Source organism: Bradyrhizobium sp. LA6.1 (assembly GCF_040547805.1).
GTDB lineage: Bacteria > Pseudomonadota > Alphaproteobacteria > Rhizobiales > Xanthobacteraceae > Bradyrhizobium > Bradyrhizobium barranii.
In genome coordinates, this window is the sequence record NZ_JBEPQK010000032.1 from 1 (window position 1) to 18933 (window position 18933).

The 18933-nt window shown below is 65.0% G+C and carries 16 protein-coding genes; 9 read left to right on the forward strand and 7 right to left on the reverse strand.

What is annotated here, in order from left to right:
- Positions 1-88 (reverse strand): NAD-binding protein (locus ABIB99_RS42275; RefSeq protein ID WP_183902824.1); only part of this gene is annotated, 88 nt, incomplete at its 3' end.
- Between the two features lie 192 nt (positions 89-280).
- Here ABIB99_RS42275 and ABIB99_RS42280 point away from each other — a divergent pair.
- From ABIB99_RS42280 to ABIB99_RS42290, 3 genes are all read left to right on the forward strand, one after another.
- Positions 281-1348, forward strand: a complete 1068-nt coding sequence (locus ABIB99_RS42280; RefSeq protein WP_354181775.1) for an acyltransferase family protein — start codon at positions 281-283, stop codon at positions 1346-1348.
- A 214-nt stretch (positions 1349-1562) separates the two neighbouring features.
- Positions 1563-4616 carry a DNA polymerase I gene (polA, locus tag ABIB99_RS42285; RefSeq protein ID WP_354181777.1) on the forward strand — a complete coding sequence of 1018 codons (3054 nt, stop codon included), beginning with the start codon at positions 1563-1565 and terminating at the stop codon, positions 4614-4616.
- 243 nt (positions 4617-4859) lie between these two features.
- On the forward strand, positions 4860-5495 hold the full coding sequence (locus ABIB99_RS42290; RefSeq protein WP_038933366.1) for a LysE family translocator: 636 nt from the start codon (positions 4860-4862) through the stop codon (positions 5493-5495).
- 160 nt (positions 5496-5655) lie between these two features.
- Here the strand turns inward: ABIB99_RS42290 and ABIB99_RS42295 are convergent, their stop codons facing one another.
- On the reverse strand, positions 5656-6282 hold the full coding sequence (locus tag ABIB99_RS42295; protein WP_354181779.1) for a glutathione S-transferase family protein: 627 nt from the start codon (positions 6280-6282) through the stop codon (positions 5656-5658).
- Between the two features lie 171 nt (positions 6283-6453).
- On the opposite strand from ABIB99_RS42295, the gene pyrE reads away from it, so the two are divergent.
- Both pyrE and ABIB99_RS42305 read left to right on the forward strand, forming a co-directional pair.
- Positions 6454-7017, forward strand: coding sequence for an orotate phosphoribosyltransferase (pyrE, locus tag ABIB99_RS42300; protein ID WP_014491354.1), 564 nt, complete (start codon positions 6454-6456; stop codon positions 7015-7017).
- Between the two features lie 232 nt (positions 7018-7249).
- Positions 7250-8032 (forward strand): DUF2865 domain-containing protein, encoded by a 783-nt coding sequence (locus ABIB99_RS42305; protein WP_354181839.1) that lies wholly within the window; start codon positions 7250-7252, stop codon positions 8030-8032.
- Positions 8033-8143: 111 nt separating this feature from the next.
- Here ABIB99_RS42305 and ABIB99_RS42310 read toward each other — a convergent pair whose 3' ends face one another.
- From ABIB99_RS42310 to ABIB99_RS42330, 5 genes are all read right to left on the reverse strand, one after another.
- A complete protein-coding gene (locus tag ABIB99_RS42310; protein ID WP_014491352.1) occupies positions 8144-8575 on the reverse strand; it encodes a hypothetical protein in 432 nt (143 codons plus the stop codon).
- A gap of 319 nt (positions 8576-8894) precedes the next feature.
- Complete coding sequence (gene pdeM, locus ABIB99_RS42315; protein WP_354181782.1) at positions 8895-9593, reverse strand: ligase-associated DNA damage response endonuclease PdeM; 699 nt, start codon at positions 9591-9593, stop codon at positions 8895-8897.
- 116 nt (positions 9594-9709) lie between these two features.
- Positions 9710-12286, reverse strand: a complete 2577-nt coding sequence (locus tag ABIB99_RS42320) for a ligase-associated DNA damage response DEXH box helicase (RefSeq protein WP_354181784.1) — start codon at positions 12284-12286, stop codon at positions 9710-9712.
- Positions 12287-12454: 168 nt separating this feature from the next.
- Positions 12455-13684: an ABC transporter substrate-binding protein gene (locus tag ABIB99_RS42325; protein ID WP_354181786.1), complete on the reverse strand. Its 1230-nt coding sequence runs from the start codon at positions 13682-13684 to the stop codon at positions 12455-12457.
- 115 nt (positions 13685-13799) lie between these two features.
- The gene (locus ABIB99_RS42330; RefSeq protein WP_354181841.1) at positions 13800-14726 is read right to left on the reverse strand and encodes a class I SAM-dependent DNA methyltransferase; all 927 of its coding nucleotides are present in this window, start codon (positions 14724-14726) and stop codon (positions 13800-13802) included.
- 133 nt (positions 14727-14859) lie between these two features.
- Here ABIB99_RS42330 and ABIB99_RS42335 point away from each other — a divergent pair, with 133 nt between their 5' ends.
- The 4 genes from ABIB99_RS42335 to ABIB99_RS42350 all read left to right on the forward strand — a co-directional run bounded on the left by ABIB99_RS42335 (position 14860) and on the right by ABIB99_RS42350 (position 18932).
- Positions 14860-15897, forward strand: a complete 1038-nt coding sequence (locus ABIB99_RS42335; RefSeq protein WP_354181843.1) for a ligase-associated DNA damage response exonuclease — start codon at positions 14860-14862, stop codon at positions 15895-15897.
- The gene (locus ABIB99_RS42340) at positions 15894-17798 is read left to right on the forward strand and encodes an ATP-dependent DNA ligase (protein ID WP_354181788.1); all 1905 of its coding nucleotides are present in this window, start codon (positions 15894-15896) and stop codon (positions 17796-17798) included. Before ABIB99_RS42335 ends, ABIB99_RS42340 begins: the two co-directional genes overlap by 4 nt.
- 72 nt (positions 17799-17870) lie before the next feature.
- Positions 17871-18176 carry a DUF6460 domain-containing protein gene (locus ABIB99_RS42345; protein ID WP_063979849.1) on the forward strand — a complete coding sequence of 102 codons (306 nt, stop codon included), beginning with the start codon at positions 17871-17873 and terminating at the stop codon, positions 18174-18176.
- A 21-nt stretch (positions 18177-18197) separates the two neighbouring features.
- Positions 18198-18932, forward strand: coding sequence for an MBL fold metallo-hydrolase (locus ABIB99_RS42350; RefSeq protein ID WP_354181791.1), 735 nt, complete (start codon positions 18198-18200; stop codon positions 18930-18932).
- Position 18933 lies beyond the last annotated feature (1 nt).

Genomic DNA, 18933 nt, shown 5'->3' on the forward strand with positions numbered 1-18933 from the left:
CGACGCAGGTGACGTCGTGACCGAAATCCGCAAAGCAGGCTCCGGACACCAGTCCCACATAGCCCGTTCCGATCATCGCGATTCGCATGAAAAACCCTGTTCCAGCTTGGTTAACGAAACCCCAACCTGAGCGGTTTAGCATTTTCCTGAGGGGAGAGAACAGCCCGGATGCAAAAACCGGCACGTGAATTGTACCGGTAAAGAAACCTTAAACCGCAAGGCTTCACACTGCGCCACGTCCGCACAGAGCCGGGCGGACCGCGCCTCGAAACGGGACACCATGGCACTATCAGGCACAATCGCCGCGAGCGGGCTTTCCAAGGCCCCCTCGCCCGCGCGTGTCGACTGGGTCGACTATGCCAAGGGCATCTGCATCGTCATGGTCGTGATGATGCACTCGGTGCTGGGGGTGGAGATCGCCGCCGGCCAGACCGGTTTCATGCATGTCGCCGTGGCCTTCGCAAAGCCGTTCCGGATGCCGGACTTCTTCCTGATTTCGGGCCTGTTCCTGCCATTGGTGATCGATCGGGATTGGCGAACCTATCTCGACCGCAAGGTGGTGCATTTCGCCTATTTCTATGTCGTCTGGGTGACAATCCAGTTCGGCTTCAAGGCACCGGCATTCGCGGCGGAGACGAGCTGGCGCGAGGCCGGCCTGCTGTATCTGGAATCCTTCGTCGAACCGTTCGGCACGCTCTGGTTCATCTACCTGCTGCCGATCTTCTTCGTGGTCACAAAACTGACACGGCGTATTCCGCCGCTGGCGATTTGGCTCATCGCTGCCGCGCTGGAGACGGCGCGCATCTCGACCGGCTGGACCGCGATCGACGAATTCTGCGCGCGCTTCGTCTATTTCTATTCGGGATATCTGTTCGCGCCTTACGTGTTCGCGCTGTCCGATCGCGCGCGCAACCATCCCGCACTCGCGCTGACGGCGCTTGCGACCTGGGCGCTGGTCAATGCGGGCCTCGTCGCGCTCGGCGCCAGCGAATGGAAGATCGTCTCGCTCGCGCTCGGCTTCGCCGGCGCCTGCGCCATCATCACGGTGGGCACGCTGCTCGCGCGCGCACAGTGGTTGAACTTCTTCCGCTTCTGCGGCGAGCATTCGATCGTGATCTACCTCGCCTTCTTCCTGCCGATGGCGGCGACACGAACGCTGCTGCTGCGCACCCACATCATTGCCGACATCGGCACGGTGTCGCTGATCGTCACCATCGTCGGCGTGATCGGATCGCTCGCGATCTGGTACGTCGCATTGCGGCTCAATGCCCGCTTTCTGTTCGAACGGCCGCAGACGTTCTGGATCGCGCCGAAGAAGGCCGGGCCAGTGTTGCAGGCGGCGGAGTAGCCGCCCTCTCGGTGTCGTCGCCGGCTCGACCGGGCGACCCAGTACGCCGAGACGCCAGTGATTGAGCCGAGAAGCCGCAGCGTACTGGATTCCCCGCTTTCGCGGGGAATGACAGCGGGGATGTGGGGAACGACAGTGGGGATAGCGGCACTAGCGACCCAAAAATCCCCCGCTCAAGGCTGTCAAAGCCCGCAAAAATTCATACATTGCGGCCATGCCCAAAAGCTCCCCAACGACATCCCCGAAGACCGCCGCCAAAGCCGACACCAAACCCGCTGCTGACAAGCCTGCTGCCAAACCGGTCGCGGCGAAGGTGGCCGGCAAGGGCGACCACATCTTCCTGGTCGACGGTTCCGGCTACATCTTCCGCGCCTATCACGCGCTGCCGCCACTGAACCGCAAGTCCGATGGCTTGCAGGTCAACGCCGTGCTCGGCTTCTGCAACATGCTGTGGAAGCTGTTGCGCGACATGCCCGAGGACAACCGCCCGACGCATCTGGCGATCGTGTTCGACAAGTCGGAAGTCACCTTCCGCAACAAGATCTATCCCGAGTACAAGGCGCACCGGCCGCCCGCGCCCGACGATCTGATCCCGCAATTCGCGCTGATCCGCGAAGCCGTGCGCGCCTTCGATCTGCCCTGCCTGGAACAGGGCGGCTTCGAGGCCGACGATTTGATCGCGACCTATGCGCGGCAGGCCAGCGACCGCGGCGCCCACACGACCATCGTATCCTCCGACAAGGATTTGATGCAGCTCGTGAACGACAAGATCATGATGTACGACACCATGAAGGATCGCCGCATCGGCATTCCCGAGGTGATCGAGAAGTTCGGCGTGCCGCCGGAGAAAGTGGTCGAAGTGCAGGCGCTCGCGGGCGATTCCACCGACAACGTGCCCGGTGTGCCCGGCATCGGCATCAAGACCGCCGCGCAGCTGATCGTCGAATATGGCGATCTCGAGCAGCTTCTGTTCCGCGCCACCGAGATCAAGCAGCCGAAACGGCGCGAGGCGCTGATCGAGAATGCCGAGAAGGCGCGGATCTCGCGCAAGCTGGTGCTGCTCGACGACAAGGTCGAACTCGAGGTGCCGCTGGACGACCTCGCGGTGCACGAGCCCGACGCGCGCAAACTGATTGCCTTCCTGAAGGCGATGGAATTCACCACGCTGACGCGCCGCGTCGCCGACTATTCGCAGATCGATCCCGCCAATGTCGATGCCGATGCGTCGAACAGCAGCGGCGCGAGGGCTGGCGGCGACGCCGCCAAGGCAAAGACGTCAGAGACCTCCGGCGATCTGTTCGCCGCTCCAGCCGCGACCGCAACGGGCGGCGACAAGGGCGACAAGTCGGCCGGTCTCAAGGGCGCGCCGATTTCACTGGCCGCCGCGCGCGAAGAGGCGCTGCGCAAGCTGCCGGTCGACCGCGGCAAATACCAGGCGGTCAAGACGCTCAAGGAGCTCGACGCCTTCGTCGCGCGCATCCACGACGCCGGTCATGTCGCGATCGAGACGAGAGCCAACTCCATCGATCCGATGCAGGCCGATCTGTGCGGCATCGCGCTGGCGCTGGCGCCGAACGAGGCCTGCTACGTACCGCTCGCGCACAAGCAGTCCGGTGGCGGCGCCGGCCTGTTCGACGCGGGTCTCGCGCCGGACCAGGTCAAGCATGCCGACGCGATCGAAGCGCTGCGGCCGGTGCTGGAATCGGCGGGCATTCTCAAGATCGGCTTCGACGTCAAGTTCACCGCCGTGATGCTGGCGCAGCACGGCATCACGCTGCGCAACGCCGACGATGCGCAGCTGATCTCCTATGTGCTCGATGCCGGCCGCGGCTCGCACGCGATCGAAGCGCTCGCGGAGCGCTGGTTCGGCCACGCCATGCTGAAGGAGAGCGAGCTGCTCGGCAGCGGCAAGGGCAAGATCACCTTCGACCAGGTGCCGATCGACAAGGCCGCGCCGCTGTCGGCGGAAGGCGCCGACATGGCCTTGCGCGTGTGGCGCGTGCTGAAGCCGCGCCTCGTCGCCGAGCACATGACCGCGGTCTACGAGACGCTGGAGCGGCCGCTGGTGTCGGTGCTCGCGCGCATGGAGCGGCGCGGCATCTCGATCGACCGCCAGGTCTTGTCGCGGCTATCAGGCGACTTCGCCCAGACCGCGGCGCGCGTCGAAGCCGAGATCCAGGAGATCGCGGGCGAGCCCGTCAATGTCGGCAGCCCCAAGCAGATCGGCGACATCCTGTTCGGCAAGATGGGACTGTCCGGCGGCACCAAGACCAAGACCGGCGCGTGGTCGACGACCGCGCAAGTGCTCGACGAGCTCGCCGAGCAGGGCCATGACTTCCCGAAGAAGATCCTGGAGTGGCGCCAGGTTTCGAAACTGAAATCGACCTACACCGACGCGCTGCCGACCTACGTCAACCCGCAGACCCATCGCGTCCACACCACCTACGCGCTGGCCGCGACCACGACGGGCCGGCTGTCGTCGAACGAGCCGAATCTGCAGAATATTCCGGTGCGCACCGAGGACGGGCGAAAGATCCGCCGCGCCTTCATCGCGACACCGGGACATAAGCTCGTCTCCGCCGACTATTCGCAGATCGAGTTGCGGCTGCTCGCCGAGATCGCCGACATTCCCGTCCTCAAGCAGGCGTTCAAGGACGGGCTCGACATTCACGCGATGACGGCCTCCGAAATGTTCGGCGTGCCGATCGAGGGCATGCCGAGCGAAATCCGGCGCCGTGCCAAGGCGATCAATTTCGGCATCATTTACGGCATCTCGGCATTCGGCCTCGCCAACCAGCTCGGCATCGCGCGCGAGGAAGCCTCGGCCTACATCAAGAAGTATTTCGAGCGCTTCCCCGGCATCCGCGCCTACATGGACGAGACGCGCGACTTCTGCCGGAGCAACGGCTATGTCACCACGCTGTTCGGCCGGAAGATGTACTATCCCGACATCAAGGCTTCGAACGCCTCGGTGCGCGCCTTCAACGAGCGCGCCGCGATCAACGCGCGGCTCCAGGGCACCGCCGCCGACATCATCCGCCGCGCCATGACGCGGATGGAGGACGCCCTGGTCCAGAAGAAGCTGACGGCGCAGATGCTGCTCCAGGTGCACGACGAACTGATTTTCGAGGTGCCCGACGCCGAGGTCGCGGCGACGCTCCCGGTGGTGCAGCACGTGATGCAGGACGCGCCGTTTCCGGCCGTGAACCTGTCGGTGCCGCTGCATGTCGATGCGCGCGCGGCGAGCAATTGGGACGAGGCGCATTGATGGCTCCACCAGCACGGTGTCGTCCCGGCCAACGCCGGGACCCATAACCACAGGATCGAGTTAGGCGAAGATTGCCCATGACGGTCCAGCCTCAAACTCCTCCCTGGGGGGTATGGGTCCCCGCTTTCGCGGGGACGACGTTGGAGTGAGATGCGGGACTCGAATTGTCCTCCGTGCAATTGCGCGATGGCTCCGCCGCGCGGCGCATATTAGAATCGTGCCGTCTCCCGCACCGGTTCACCCATGCCCCACACCTCCGCCCTGCTCGGCTTCGCCCTCGTCTGCCTCGGTCTCGTGCTCACGCCGGGGCCGAACATGATCTATTTGATCTCGCGCTCGATCACGCAGGGGCCGGCGGCGGGCATCGTCTCGCTCGGCGGGGTGGCACTCGGCTTCGTGTTCTACATGCTGTGCGCGGCGTTCGGCATCACCGCGCTCTTGCTCGCCATTCCCTTTGCCTATGACGCGCTGCGCTTCGCCGGCGCGGGCTATTTGCTGTGGCTGGCCTGGCAGGCGGTGAAGCCGGGCGGACGTTCGCCGTTCCAGGTGAAGCAGCTCGCGATCGACAGCCCGCGCAAACTGTTCGCGATGGGCTTTGTCACCAATCTGCTCAATCCGAAGATCGCGATGCTGTATCTGGCGCTGCTGCCGCAGTTCATCGATCCCACCGCCGGCAGCGTGCTGACCCAGTCGGTGGTGTTGGGGGCGATCCAGATCGCGATCAGCGTCAGCGTCAACGCGATGATCGCGCTGGCCGCAGGGTCGATCGCGCTGTTCCTGGCGAGCCGGCCGAGCTGGATGCTGGTGCAGCGCTGGCTGATGGGCACGGTGCTGGCCGGGCTTGCGGTGCGGATGGCGGTGGAAGCGAAGAAGGTGTGAGGCACACTGTCATGCCCCGGCTTGCCGCCTTCGCTGAAGCTTCGGCGGCCGGGCGAGCTTGTGGCCCGGCGTAGCCTTGGCGGAGCCGGGACCGGGGCATCCAGTACGCCGCGGCCTCTCGGCTCAATCACCGCCGCCTCTGGAATACTGTATCGCCCAATCAATCCAGCTTCGCGTCCATGCCCCGCTTCACCGCGGGACGCGCCATCAGCGCCTCATACCAGCGCTTGACGTTGGGAAAATCGGCCAGCTCAACCTTGTGGCGAGGGTGGCGCCAGGCCCAGCCCAGGATGGCAAAATCGGCAACCGAGAGGTCGCCGGCGACGAAGTCGTGGGCCTCCAACCGGCGGTCCAGCACGCCGTAGAGCCGGCGCGTCTCCGCCATGTAGCGCTTCAGGCCATAGGCGCGATCCTGCTCGTTCTCGAGCGCGATGAAATGGTGCACCTGGCCGGGCATCGGGCCGAAGCCGCCCATTTGCCACATCAGCCATTCATAGACGGGGATGCGCTCCGGGAGCGATTTCGGCAGGAATTTGCCGGTCTTTTCGCCGAGATAGAGCAGGATCGCACCGGACTCGAAGATGCTGACGGGCTTGCCGTCCGGGCCCTCGGGGTCGACGATCGCGGGGATCTTGTTGTTGGGGCTGAGCTTCAGGAAGCCCGGCGCCATCTGCTCGCCCTTGGTGATGTTCACCGGCACCACCTTGTACGGCAGCCCCATTTCCTCCAATGCGACCGAGATCTTGCGGCCGTTCGGCGTGTTCCAGGTGTGCAGCTCGATGGTCATTCAGGCATTTCCTTCCCCGAGATATCTGGCATCCAACTACTCCAGAAGGTTGCACCCCCACAACTGGCGGACCGGGATGGCCGATCCCTGTTGACTCGACCGGTCCCCTCTGGAATGTCGCGGCCGTCGCGGATAAATTCCGCCACCTCCAAAAAGCCCCGAGGGACCGCCGTGTCGAAATCTGCCTCCCGCGCCCGCCTGTTCGAAATCATCCGCCGGCGCTCCTTCGGCCGCGGTGACGTCACGCTCGCGTCGGGCCGCAAGAGCGATTTCTACTTCAACCTCAAGCCGACCATGCTCGACCCCGAGGGCGCGACGCTGCTCGCCGAGCTGACCTATGAGGCGCTGAAGGACGACCAGCTCGACTTCATCGGCGGGCTCGAGATGGGCGCGGTGCCGCTGGCCGGTGCGCTGGCGCAGATCTCCTGGATCAAGGGCCATCCAATCGCGGCGTTCTTCGTGCGCAAGAAGCCGAAGGAGCACGGCGCGAAGCTCGCGATCGAAGGTCTGCCCAAGGGCGAGACGCTCGAAGGCAAGCGCGTCGTGATCGTCGAGGACGTCACCACCACCGGCGGCTCGGCGATGAAGGCGGTGGAATCGGTGCGCGAGACCGGCGCCGAAGTGGTGCTGGTGCTGACCATGGTCGACCGCGAGGAAGGCGCCACCGATACGTTTGGCGCGGCCGGCCTGCCGTTCCGCTCGCTGTACAAGGCGTCGGAGTTCCTGAAGGCTTAAGGCCGCGAGACAGTCCGTCCATGCCCGGGCGTTGCCCGGAAGCAACCATCCGCCGGAAGCTGTGCCCGGCCTTGAAGAGGTCACGGCCTCGACTTGAAATCGCCTCCGCTCAACTGCTCATTTACCATCCAGCACTATGGTGAATCATGTGCCGAGACCTCGGAAGGTTCCGGCCGGTTCAGTAGCGTCGGAGTGAGCATTGCGTACAGCCTTGTCCCATGCGCGTCGCGCGATGCTTGTGGCCGCCAGCCTGGCGGCCCCGCTGCTTGCGGCTCCAGCCCCGGCTTCGGCCGAAGGCCTGTTCGACTTCTTCTTCGGCGGAATGCAGCGGCCCCGGCCGCAGCGTGAGGTTCCGCAGCAGTCGAACTCCTTTGCCGATCCCTTCGCCAGCCAGCAGAATCCCGCAAACCCGCAATATGTGCCCCCGACACGCGCGGCGGCGGCCGGCGGCTCCGGCCCGGCCTTCTGCGTGCGCACCTGCGACGGCAAATATTTTCCGCTGATGCGCGGCCTCGCCTCGCCCGCCCAGATGTGTCAGGCGTTCTGTCCTGCCACCACGACAAAGATCTATTTCGGCTCTTCGATCGACGGCGCCGCTTCGCAGACCGGCGAGCGCTACGCCGACAGCGAAAACGCGTTCGCCTATCGCAAGGCGCTGCGTGCCGACTGCACCTGCAACGGCCGCGAGCCGGTCGGCCTCGCCCCGGTCGATCTCGCGCTGGATTCCTCGCTAAAAGCCGGCGACGTGATCGCAACCAGCGACGGCCTCGTCGCCTATACCGGCATCCGCGTCGGCAATGACCAGGCTGCGGACTTCACGCCGGTTGCCTCCTACCCCGGACTCACCGCGCAGGTCCGCGCGCGGCTCGGCGAGATGAAGGTGGCCCCGGTGCGGGCAGAGACGGTCGCGGCAGATGCGCCGGCCTCAGTCGAGATCGTGCGCGAGGCGCTGCCTGACGTGACGGTGCCGAAGACCCCAGCACAGAAGCCGGCGAAGCGGGCGGGGCTGGACTAAGCCCCAACTGAATCAAAGTCGTCATTGCGAGCGCAGCGAAGCAATCCAGTCTGTCACCGCGAACAGATTATGGATTGCTTCGCTACGCTCGCAGTGACGGAGAGTGCTGCGTCATCTCCCGATGATCACCCCGATCACGTTCGGGGCCGCCAGATATTTCTCCTCGATCGCCGCGCGCGCGGCGGCGCGGTTTTCCTGAGTCAGCAGGCCGCGCTTCTCGGCCAGGATCATCCAGCAGAAGCCCCACCAGTCGGTGAGCATGCCCGCCTCGCCGATGAGATCGTAACCCTGCTCCGCTGCGAAGATGCGCGCATGCGCTTCGTCCAGCGTGTCGAGGAACAGATGATCCTCGGTCGAGAACAGATCGTCGCTGACGTCGTCGATGGTGTAGCCCCAGATCGACTGGCACACCGCGTTGAACTCGCGGTCGAACTGGTCGTCGTCGACCGCGTAGCGCCGCGCGGCCTGATGCAGCCGCGACAGCGAGCGCGCGAAATCGGCGATCCGGGTGAGGGCAAATTGATCAAAGGCGATGGTGGACATGTAGTCCTCGCAAAGTCTGACGGACGCTAGATATTGTGTCGGCAACGTGCCGAATCACAATGATATATCAAAGACTTGCTAAAGTGTTCTTAATTTGTTCCGGAACAGGGGACAAAGTCCGACTGGCGGAATCGAAAGGGGCCGCCTCGCAGCGACCCCTTTGCCGGTTGCAATCGTGTTCGGGATGAAATCCAGCCCCGGCAATTTGGCAAGTTAGAGGTACCTATGGACTTAGGCGATTCCGGATAAGTACTGGACGTAGTCCTGTCCTATTTTCTGTTGACGCGCCCGATGGATCCGGTTCGCACGAGGCGGGATCTCAATAACAGCGCGAGGCCGCAATGGCGTGGACGCGCCGGTCACCGAGCAGATGGGCGACAAAGCCATTGCTGGGAAAGATCTTTGCGAACGCGGCATCGCGGATGCTGAGACCGCCGGCATAGGCGCCGAAGGCGGGCATCACGGCGCGCATTCCGTCACTGGCGAAGCAGCGGCGTTCCATCGAGCGGCCGCGTGCGGAGACGCGCGCCTTCGGATGCAGATGGCCAGCGATCTCGCCGCGCGCACCGGTCGGCTCGTGGCGGAAGGTGATCGGGCCGATCGCGACTTCGTCGGCGACGGTCCCGCCCAGATCGCGCGGCAGCATGGGATCGTGATTGCCCGAAATCCAGATCCAGTCGCGGCCGGTCTGGAGTGCGGCAACAGCATCGCGATCGTCGGACGACAACCGCTCATGCGCGGTTCGGTCGTGAAAACTGTCGCCGAGCGCGATAACCGTTCGGGGATTATGGCGGGAGATGACAGCAGCGAGACGGCTCAGCGTTGCCAACGTATCGTAAGGCGGCAGCAGCACACCGCGCGTGGCGAAGCTGGACCCTTTTTCCAGATGCAGATCGGAGACGACGAGCAGGCGCTGCTCTTCCCAGAACAGCGCTCCGGAGAGATCGGTTGCGAACGACACACTGGCGATATCCAGTGCAAGCGTTGAAGTGATCGATAGTGCCACTTGCTCCGTCATGGCCGGGCTCGTCCCGACCATCCACGTTCTTGCCGCGGAAGCAAAGACGTGGATGCCCGGGTCAAGCCCGGGCATGACGATGTGGATGGAGTTGCGCGCACCACTGGTAAAATTCTCTACGACATCGCCTCTTTGACCAGCTCGTCGGCGGCTTCCGCCAGGAGCTCGTCGCCAGCTTCGCCATAGACTGACTCGCGGCCGATTTCCAGCATCACGGGGACGGCGAGCGGCGAGACGTGATCGAGTTCCCGATGCGTGATACGGCCCTGGATGCGGGCAAGCATGGCGCCGAGACGGCGCAGGTCGAGCAGGCCGGTAGCGGCATCGGCACGGGCGGCGCGCAGCAACACGTGATCGGCCTGGTGCTTGCGCAGGACGTCGTAGACGAGATCGGTCGAGAACAGCACCTGGCGGCGGCTCTTGTCCTCGCTGGTGAAGCGCCGCTCGATCAGGCCAGAGATCAGCGCGCAATTGCGGAAGGTGCGCTTCATCAGCGCGGATTCCGCGAGCCAGGCTTCGAGATCGTCCCCGAGCATGTCCGGGTTGAACAGCGCGTCGAGATTAAGCTCGCCGTTGCGGATCATGAAGGAGGCATCGCCAAGCCCCCAGATCGCCACCGCATATTCATTGGCGACGAAGCCGAGCGGCCGGGCGCGCATCCGCTCCAGCCGCCGCGTCAGCAGCATGCCCAGCGTCTGGTGCGCGAGCCTGCCCTCGAAGGGATAGCAAATGAGATAATGCTTGTTGCCGCGTGGAAAGGTCTCGACCAGCAGCTCGCGCACGCCGGGCACACGTGAGATGTCTTTCTGCAACGACAGCCAGTCGCGCACCTGCTCAGGCAGACCGTTCCATGCACGGCGGTCGTCGAGCAGGCGCCGCACGCGCTCGGCAAGATAGGTCGAGAGCGGAAATTTGCCGCCCATATAGGACGGCACTTTCGGATCCTTGTCGTTGGCGCGGGAGACATAGACCTGATCCTCGGCCAACGCCTCATAGCGCACGACTTCGCCGCCGAACACAAAGGTGTCGCCGGCGGTCAGGCCCTCGATAAAATATTCCTCGATTTCGCCGAGCACGCGGCCGCCGCGCGCGATGACGCCGGTCGAGCCGCTGCCGGTGGAGCGCCCACGAACGAGCCGCACCTTCAGCATCGGCTCCTCGACGATGGTGCCGACATTGAGACGATAGCTCTGCCGCACCTTTGGATTGGCAACGCGCCAGCGGCCCTGCTTGTCCTGCTTGATGCGGGCGAAGCGCTCGTAGGTCTTCAGCGCGTAGCCGCCGGAGGCGACGAAATCGACGACGTCGTCGAAATCCTGCCGGGCGAGATCTGAGTAAGGCGCGGCCGTGAGCACCTCGCCGTAGAGATCATCGCTCAGAAACGGCTCGCCGCAGGCGCGGCCGAGCACGTGCTGGGCCAGCACGTCGAGTGCGCCGGTGCGCAAGGGTGGCGTATCCTGCGCATTCTCGGCGATCGCATCGATCGCGGCCCGGCACTCCAGCACCTCGAACCGGTTCGCCGGCACCAGCACCGCGCGCGAGGCTTCATCAAGGCGGTGATTGGCGCGGCCGATCCGCTGCATCAGACGCGAAGAGCCTTTTGGCGCACCGATATTGACGACGAGATCGACATCGCCCCAATCGACGCCGAGGTCGAGCGAAGAGGTGCAGACCACGCCGCGCAGTCTGCCCGCCGACATCGCGTCCTCGACCTTGCGACGCTGGGCGACGTCGAGCGAGCCGTGATGCAGCGCGATCGCGAGGTTGTCGTCGTTCATGCTCCAGAGATTCTGGAACAGCATCTCGGCCTGGCTGCGGGTGTTGACGAAGACGAGCGTGGTCTTGTTGGCCTTGATCAGCTCGTAGATTTCGGGAAGCGCGTGGCGCGCGCTGTGGCCGGCCCAGGGCAGGCGCTCGCGGGTATCCAGCATCTCGACCAGCGGCGGCGCGGCACCGCCGGCGACGACAATGTCGGCGGCCGCCTCCTTCCCGCCGGGCTGCGGCACCAGGAAGCGCGCAAGCTGGTCCGGCTCGGCCACGGTCGCCGACAGGCCGATCGCGCGCAGCTGCGGCGCCAGCCGCCAGAGCCGCGCCAGACCGAGCGAAAGCAGATCGCCGCGCTTGGACGTCACCAGCGCGTGGAGCTCGTCGAGCACGATGCGCTTCAAGGAGGAGAACAGGAACGGCGCGTCGTCGGAGGAGAGCAGCAGCGCGACCTGCTCAGGCGTCGTCAGCAGGATATCGGGCGGATAGCGCCGCTGGCGCTGCCGCCGCGACACCGGCGTGTCGCCGGTGCGGGTCTCGACCTTGATCGGCAGCCCCATCTCCGCAATCGGCCGCTCGAGATTGCGGGCGATATCGACGGCGAGCGCTTTCAGCGGCGAGATGTAGAGCGTGTGCAGGCCATCGCTGCGGCGAACATCGCGGCCGGTGGAGACGAGGCTTTGCTTCGCCCTTCCGTCCCGTTCGACCGGCTGCGTCGAGAGCTCCACCAGCGTCGGCAGAAATCCCGCCAGCGTCTTGCCCGCGCCGGTGGGCGCGACCAGCAGTGCGGAACGATCCTCGCGCGCCTTGTCCAGCAGCGCGAGCTGATGCTCACGCGGCGACCAGCCGCGGGCCGCGAACCACGCCTGGAAGCGGTCGGGCAGCAGCGTGGCCGGCTCGGCCGGGATTTTGAGGATGCGGGGCGGCACGGCATCACAGGTAAGCCGTGGGGGTGGGTTCGTCGAGGGGTGGAAATGTGAATAGGTCTCGTAGGGTGGGCAAAGCGTAGCGTGCCCACCATTCGCACCGAGGTGCTCGGAGAGATGGTGGGCACGGCGCAAGTGCGCCTTTGCCCACCCTACGGCACTCTGCCGCACCTACTCCGACATCGGCTTGTCGGAGATGTCCCAGTCCTTGCCGCTGAAGGTGGAGATGAAGAGCGTCTTCATCGGCGTGTAGTCCTCGGGCGTGTAGCTGTAGGTGACGCCGTCGAGGAAATAGGGCGAGTGGAAGCCTGCGAGCGTGGACGCCTGCTTCAGCACGTTGGCGCGGGTGAGATCGTCGCCGCAGCGGCGCAGGATCTCGCCCATGGTGACGGCCTGGCCGTAACCGGCAAAGGCGATGGTGTTGTCCTGATCGATCGCCGGCGTGTACTTCTTGCGTAGCTCCTCGAACGCCATCACGTCCGGGTCCTTCTCCCATTTGGGCAGGCCGACTTCCTTGTTGTAGCGGATGGCGACGATGCCGGCGGCATTCTCCAGGCCCGCGGCATTGAGGATCGAGCGGCCGGTCGAGCCCGCCGACAACAGCTGCAGCGGCTTCCAGCCGAGCTCGGCCACTTTGCGGATCGACTGCGACGACGCCTTGCCGGTGGAAATGTTGTAGAAGACGTCGGCGCCCGATTTCGAGAGATTGATGAGCTGGGAATCGACGGTCGGATCGGTCAGATCGTAGGTCTGCTCCATGATCACCTGCGCGGTGCCCCCGGCATCCGCCAGCACCTTCTTGAACGGACCGAGGAAGTCACGGCCGAAATCGTCGTTCTGGTAGAGAATGCCGACCTTGGCATTCGGCTTCACGCTGAGGACGTGCCGCGCCAGGATGCGCGCTTCGGTCGGATAGAGCGGCAGGCCCGCCATCGTCCATTTGAACTCTTTCGGATTGTTCCACTTGGACGCGCCGGTGTTGAGCAGCAGTTGCGGCACGCCTTTCGAATTCAGGTATTTGTGCACGGAGGTCTGCGGCGCGGTGCCGAGCGAGCCATAGAGCGCCAGCACCTCTTCCTGCTCGACCAGGCGCCGCGTCGCCTCGACGCATTTCGGCGCGCTGTAGGCGTCGTCCATGGTGAGGAACTTGACCTTGCGGCCGTTGATGCCGCCCTTCTCGTTCAGCATCTGGAAATAGGCTTCGCCGATGCGGCCGAGCACGCCGTACAGCGAGCCGGGCCCGGAATGCGGCACGGTCTGGCCGATCTTGATCTCGGTGTCGCTGGCGCCCGCATCGTATTTCTTCTCCGCAGCCCAGACATGCGGCGCAGGCAAGGTGGATGCAGCGATGGTGGCGAGCGCGCCGGCGCTGAAATCGCGCCGCGTTGGATTTTTGGTCATTTTTGTTTCTCCCTAGCGCCCGCATTGTGCTGGCATCGCAGCGCGGGTCGCAAGTGGGAAGTCGCAGCTCAGCGACGCAATGACGCTCAAATCGCGGGGTTTTTAGCGCCTAAACTCAAGTTTTCTCGGCGACGACGACGAGGCCACGCACCGGCTCGTTGTTCTCGATGCGTGGCGATGCCGGCTCCAATGTCAGCAGCTTGAGCCCGGCCTTCGCCATCGCGTCACGCACATATTCCGCCGAATGGGCATAGCGCAGGCCTTCGCCGAGCACGATGCCGCTGCCGTCATGCGTCTCCAGCGTGAAAGCGAGCACGCCGCCGGATACGAGCACGCGCTTGGCTTCGACGAGTACCGGCGCGAGATCGGAGAGATAGACGAACGCATCTGCGGCGACGACGAGGTTCGCGCTCGCATCGCCCTTGGTGCGCAGGCCTTCGATCATGTCGGCGACCTCGAGCTCGGCATAGAGCTCGGTGGCGCGCGCCTCCTTGATCATGCCGGGCGACAGATCGATGCCGATGAAATGATCGACCTGCTTGGCGAAGGCAGCGGCGGCAAGCCCGGTGCCGCAGCCGAGATCGATGGTGCGCTTGAACAGGGCCGGCTTCTTTGCGGCGACGCGCGCGGCCACCACCGCCTTGAAGATCAGCGACGGTGCGCGATAGTCGAGATCGTTGATCAGCGTATGCTCGAAGCGCGGCGCATATTGATCGAAGAGGGCCTGCACATAGGCCTTGGGCATCTCCGCCATCTGCGCGTCGCCGAGCCGCATCAGATGCAGGGCGGAGCCGTGCTGGTCCTCGGGGTCGCAGTCGCGTGCTTTCCGGAACGCCGCAATCGCCTTGTCGCGCTCGCCGAGCTGCTGGCGGATCTCGCCGAGCGTGAACCAGGCCGAAGTGAAGTCAGGCGCGAGCTCGATCGCCTGCTCGATGAGGTCGGCGGCGGCGGGCAGATCGCCCTTGAGCTGGAGGTCGCGCGCGAACTCGAAACGGCGGTCGGCCATGAGATCGCCGGAGGAGTGGAACAGGCGCAGGGGCATAGGGACTCGGCTCGTCATTGCCGGGCTCGACCCGGCAATCCATCAAAAAGGGAACTGTTTAAGAGGATGGAGGCGCGGGTCAAGCCCGCGAATGACGGGTTCATTTGGGGTGGCCGCTCCCTATATGATGGACATGCGTCCGCAAGACATCCTGCTGCCAACTGCTGACGGCCTGTGCTGCAAGCCTGGCAACTTCCACATCGACCCTGTCCGCCCGGTCGAGCGGGCCGTGATCACCCACGGCCATTCCGACCACGCCCGCGCCGGCCATGGCGCGGTGCTGGCGACGCAGGAAACGCTGGACATGATGCGGCTGCGCTACGGCGAGAACTTCGCCGGCTCGACGCAAGCGATCCGCTATGGCGAGGAGATCCGGCTCGGCGACGTCCGTGTGAGGTTTCACCCGGCCGGTCATGTGCTGGGCTCGGCGCAGATCGCCGTGACCTGCAAGGACACCTGCATCGTCGCCTCCGGCGACTACAAGGATGCGCCCGACCCCACCTGCACGCCGTTCGAGCTCGTGCCATGCGACGTTTTCATCACTGAAGCCACCTTTGGCCTGCCGGTGTTTCGCCATGGCGATGCCGCGGGCGAGGTGAGGAAGCTGCTGGCCTCCGTTGCATTGTTTCCCGAACGCGCACATCTCGTCGGCGCCTATTCGCTCGGCAAGGCGCAGCGCGTAATCGCGCTGTTGCGACAGGCCGGCTATGACGCACCGATCTACCTGCATGGCGCGATGGAGAAGATCACCGAGTACTATCAGAGCCGAGGGATCAATCTCGGCGAGCTCAAGCCGGTGCTGGGCGTCAAGAAGGCGGCGCTCGCCGGCACCATCACGCTGGCGCCGCCGTCGGCCACCTCGGACCTCTGGACGCGGCGCTTTCCCGACCCCGTCACCGCCTTTGCCTCGGGGTGGATGCGGGTGCGTGCCCGCGCACGGCAGCGCGGCATCGAGCTGCCGCTGGTGATCTCCGATCATGCCGATTGGGATGGCCTCACCAAGACCATCGCCGCGACCGGCGCCGGCGAGATCTGGGTGACGCACGGCCAGGAAGATGCGCTGGTGCATTGGTGCAAGTCGCAAGGTCTTCGCGCGCAGCCGCTCGATCTCGTCGGCTATGGCGAGGAGGAGGAGAGCGAGACGCCGCTTCAAGATGAGGCCGAAGCATGAACCGCTTCGCCGAACTGCTGGATCGCCTCGCCTACGAGCCCGGCCGCAACAACAAGCTGCGGCTGATCACCGGCTATTTCCGCGAGGTCGGCGATCCCGACCGCGGCTACGCGCTGGCCGCGCTGACCGGCGCGCTGAGCTTCAAGCATGCCAAGCCCGCGCTGATCCGCGATCTGATCGCGGCGCGTACGGATGAGGTGCTGTTCGGGTTGTCCTACGATTACGTTGGCGATCTCTCGGAGACCGTGGCGCTGATGTGGCCGCGGCGGGTGCCCGGCAACGGAAAGTCTTTTCCGGGCCACCCCTCTCCCCCGCCCTCCCCCGCAAGGGGGGAGGGAGCGCAGCGGAGCGCGCGGCGGCCGGTGAGCATCACGACTGACAGTGATTCAGCGAGTGATGGAGGCACCACTCTCTCCGTTCCCTCCCCCCTTGCGGGGGAGGGGCAGGGAGAGGGGTACCGCGGGCGGGATGCTCATGAGTCCACACATCCAAGCAACCACAACAACCCGCCGCCCCCAACCCTCACCGAGGTCGTCACCACGCTGCGCACGCTCGGCAAGACCGAGCTGCCAAAGCAGCTCGAACGCTGGCTCGACGAGCTCGACGAGACGGGCCGCTGGGCGCTGCTGAAGCTCGTCACCGGTGCGCTGCGCATCGGCATTTCCGCGCGCCTCGCCAAGACTGCAGCCGCAGCGCTCGGCGACAAGGACCCGCATGAGGTCGAGCTGATCTGGCCGGGGCTCAGCCCTCCCTATCTCGACCTGTTCGCCTGGCTGGAAGGCCGCGGCGAAAAGCCGGTCAATCGCGATCCCGCGCCGTTCCGCCCGGTGATGCTCGCGCACGCGATCGAGGACACGGATTTCGCCGCGCTCGATCCCGCCGACTACATCGCCGAATGGAAATGGGACGGCATCCGCGTGCAGGCGGTGGCGGGCCGCGATGACCGCGGGCAGATCACGGCGCGGCTCTATTCGCGCACCGGCGAGGACATCACGGGGAGCTTTCCGGACATCGTGCCGTCGCTGCGGCTGGCGGGCGCAATCGACGGCGAGCTTCTGATCCTGCGCGAAGGCCGCGTGCAGAGTTTTAATGTTCTGCAACAGCGCCTCAACCGCAAGGTCGTTTCGCCGAAGCTGATCAAGGAGTTTCCGATCCATTTGCGCGCCTATGATCTGCTCGGCGACGGCGAGAACGATCTGCGCGAGCTGCCCTTCGCGGAGCGGCGCGAACGGCTGGAGACGTTCGTCGGCAAGCTCGACGATCCCCGCATCGACCTATCGCCCACCGTGCCCTTCGCAAGCTGGCAGGCGCTGACCGCGGCGCGCGCCGATCCCGCGAGTGCCGGCGCGGGCGAAGATGCCGATGCCGTCGAAGGCGTCATGCTGAAGCGGCGCGATGCGCCTTACCTGCCGGGGCGACCAAAAGGCCAGTGGTGGAAGTGGAAGCGCGATCCGCACATCATCGACGCCGTGCTGATGTATGCGCAGCGCGGCCACGGCAAGCGCTCGTCCTATTACTCCGACTACACCTTCGGCGTCTGGACCGAAGGCGAAGCCGGCGACGAGCTGGTGCCGGTCGGAAAAGCCTATTTCGGCTTCACCGACGAGGAGCTCTTGCAGATCGACCGTTTCGTCCGCCGCAACACCACCGAGAAATTCGGCCCCGTACGCCACGTCGTGCACGAGCGCGACAAGGGGCTGGTGCTGGAGGTGGCGTTCGAAGGGCTCCAGCGTTCCCCGCGGCACAAATCCGGCGTCGCCATGCGCTTTCCCCGCATCAGCCGGCTGCGCTGGGACAAGCCGCCGCGCGAGGCCGACCGGCTGGAAACGCTGGAAAGGATGCTGAAGGCTGACGAATCCCTACCAACAATTAAGGTTGCGGCGTCCGCCGACAGCCATTGACGAGGGAATGCGGGTTCCCCATCTGCCCCGCCGTGACCTATAATGGGGTCGAATCCCCGCGAGGAGTTTGAGATGGTCCAAGACGTCAGAGATTTGCCGGCCGGCCGCAGCGATGGGCTGAACCGCTTTCTCGGCGGCTCGCCGCTGGCGGTCGCGTTTCGCCTGGTCCTGCTCTCGATCCTGGTCGGCGTCGTGCTCGCCGCGATCGGCTTCGATCCCTGGAATATCATCTACAGCATCCGCTTGCTGTTCCAGCGCCTCTGGGATCTCGGCTTCGACGCGGTGAACTGGCTGTGGCGCTACTTCCTGCTCGGCGCCGTCATCGTGGTTCCGATCTGGCTGCTCTCGCGCGTATTCGGCGCGCCGCGCAACAGGTAAGGATTTGGGAGCCCGCAGCCGATGCAATTGCGCTTTGTCGGCTGCGGCGACGCCTTCGGCTCGGGCGGCAGGCTCAACACCTGCTTCCACGTCTCGGGGCGCGCGGCCAACTTCCTGATCGATTGCGGCGCGTCGGCCCTGCCGGCGCTGAAGCGACTCGAAATCGACCGTGATGAGATCGACCTGATCCTGATCACGCATTTCCACGGCGACCATTTTGCCGGGCTCCCCTTCGTCCTGCTCGATGCGCAATTCTCGCGGCGGACCCGGCCGCTGACCATCGCGGGCCCGCAAGGCCTCGAGACGCGGCTCGGCCAAGTGATGGAGGCGCTGTTCGAGCACTCCTCGAAGACCAAGCAGCGCTTCGAGCTGAACCTCATCGAACTCGCGCCCGGGCGAAGCCAAACCTTTGGCGGGGTGAATGTGACGCCCTACCCGGTGGTGCACGGCGAATCCGGCGGGCCGTTCTTGGCTTACCGCGTCGAGGTTGAAGGTCGCACGCTCGCCTACAGCGCCGACACCGAATGGACGGAGACACTCATTCCGCTGGCGCATGGCGCGGACCTTTTCATTGCTGAAGCCTATATGTACGAGAAGGTGGTCAAGAACCATCTCAGCCTGAAGACCTTGGAACAGCATCTGCCAGCAATCGGCGCGAAACGCCTGGTCCTCACCCATATGAGCGACGACGTGCTGTCGCGCCTGGACAACGTACCGCATCTCGCCGCCGAAGACGGCATGGTGGTCGTGTTCTGAC

Bases quoted from the DNA above. Each gene is read 5' to 3' on its own strand.
- ABIB99_RS42280 (WP_354181775.1), top strand. From the start codon at position 281: ATGGCACTATCAGGCACAATCGCCGCGAGCGGGCTTTCCAAGGCCCCC.
- polA (WP_354181777.1), top strand. From the start codon at position 1,563: ATGCCCAAAAGCTCCCCAACGACATCCCCGAAGACCGCCGCCAAAGCC.
- ABIB99_RS42290 (WP_038933366.1), top strand. From the start codon at position 4,860: ATGCCCCACACCTCCGCCCTGCTCGGCTTCGCCCTCGTCTGCCTCGGT.
- ABIB99_RS42295 (WP_354181779.1), bottom strand. From the start codon at position 6,282: ATGACCATCGAGCTGCACACCTGGAACACGCCGAACGGCCGCAAGATC.
- ABIB99_RS42305 (WP_354181839.1), top strand. From the start codon at position 7,250: ATGCTTGTGGCCGCCAGCCTGGCGGCCCCGCTGCTTGCGGCTCCAGCC.
- ABIB99_RS42310 (WP_014491352.1), bottom strand. From the start codon at position 8,575: ATGTCCACCATCGCCTTTGATCAATTTGCCCTCACCCGGATCGCCGAT.
- pdeM (WP_354181782.1), bottom strand. From the start codon at position 9,593: ATGACGGAGCAAGTGGCACTATCGATCACTTCAACGCTTGCACTGGAT.
- ABIB99_RS42325 (WP_354181786.1), bottom strand. From the start codon at position 13,684: ATGACCAAAAATCCAACGCGGCGCGATTTCAGCGCCGGCGCGCTCGCC.
- ABIB99_RS42330 (WP_354181841.1), bottom strand. From the start codon at position 14,726: ATGCCCCTGCGCCTGTTCCACTCCTCCGGCGATCTCATGGCCGACCGC.
- ABIB99_RS42335 (WP_354181843.1), top strand. From the start codon at position 14,860: ATGCGTCCGCAAGACATCCTGCTGCCAACTGCTGACGGCCTGTGCTGC.
- ABIB99_RS42340 (WP_354181788.1), top strand. From the start codon at position 15,894: ATGAACCGCTTCGCCGAACTGCTGGATCGCCTCGCCTACGAGCCCGGC.
- ABIB99_RS42345 (WP_063979849.1), top strand. From the start codon at position 17,871: ATGGTCCAAGACGTCAGAGATTTGCCGGCCGGCCGCAGCGATGGGCTG.
- ABIB99_RS42350 (WP_354181791.1), top strand. From the start codon at position 18,198: ATGCAATTGCGCTTTGTCGGCTGCGGCGACGCCTTCGGCTCGGGCGGC.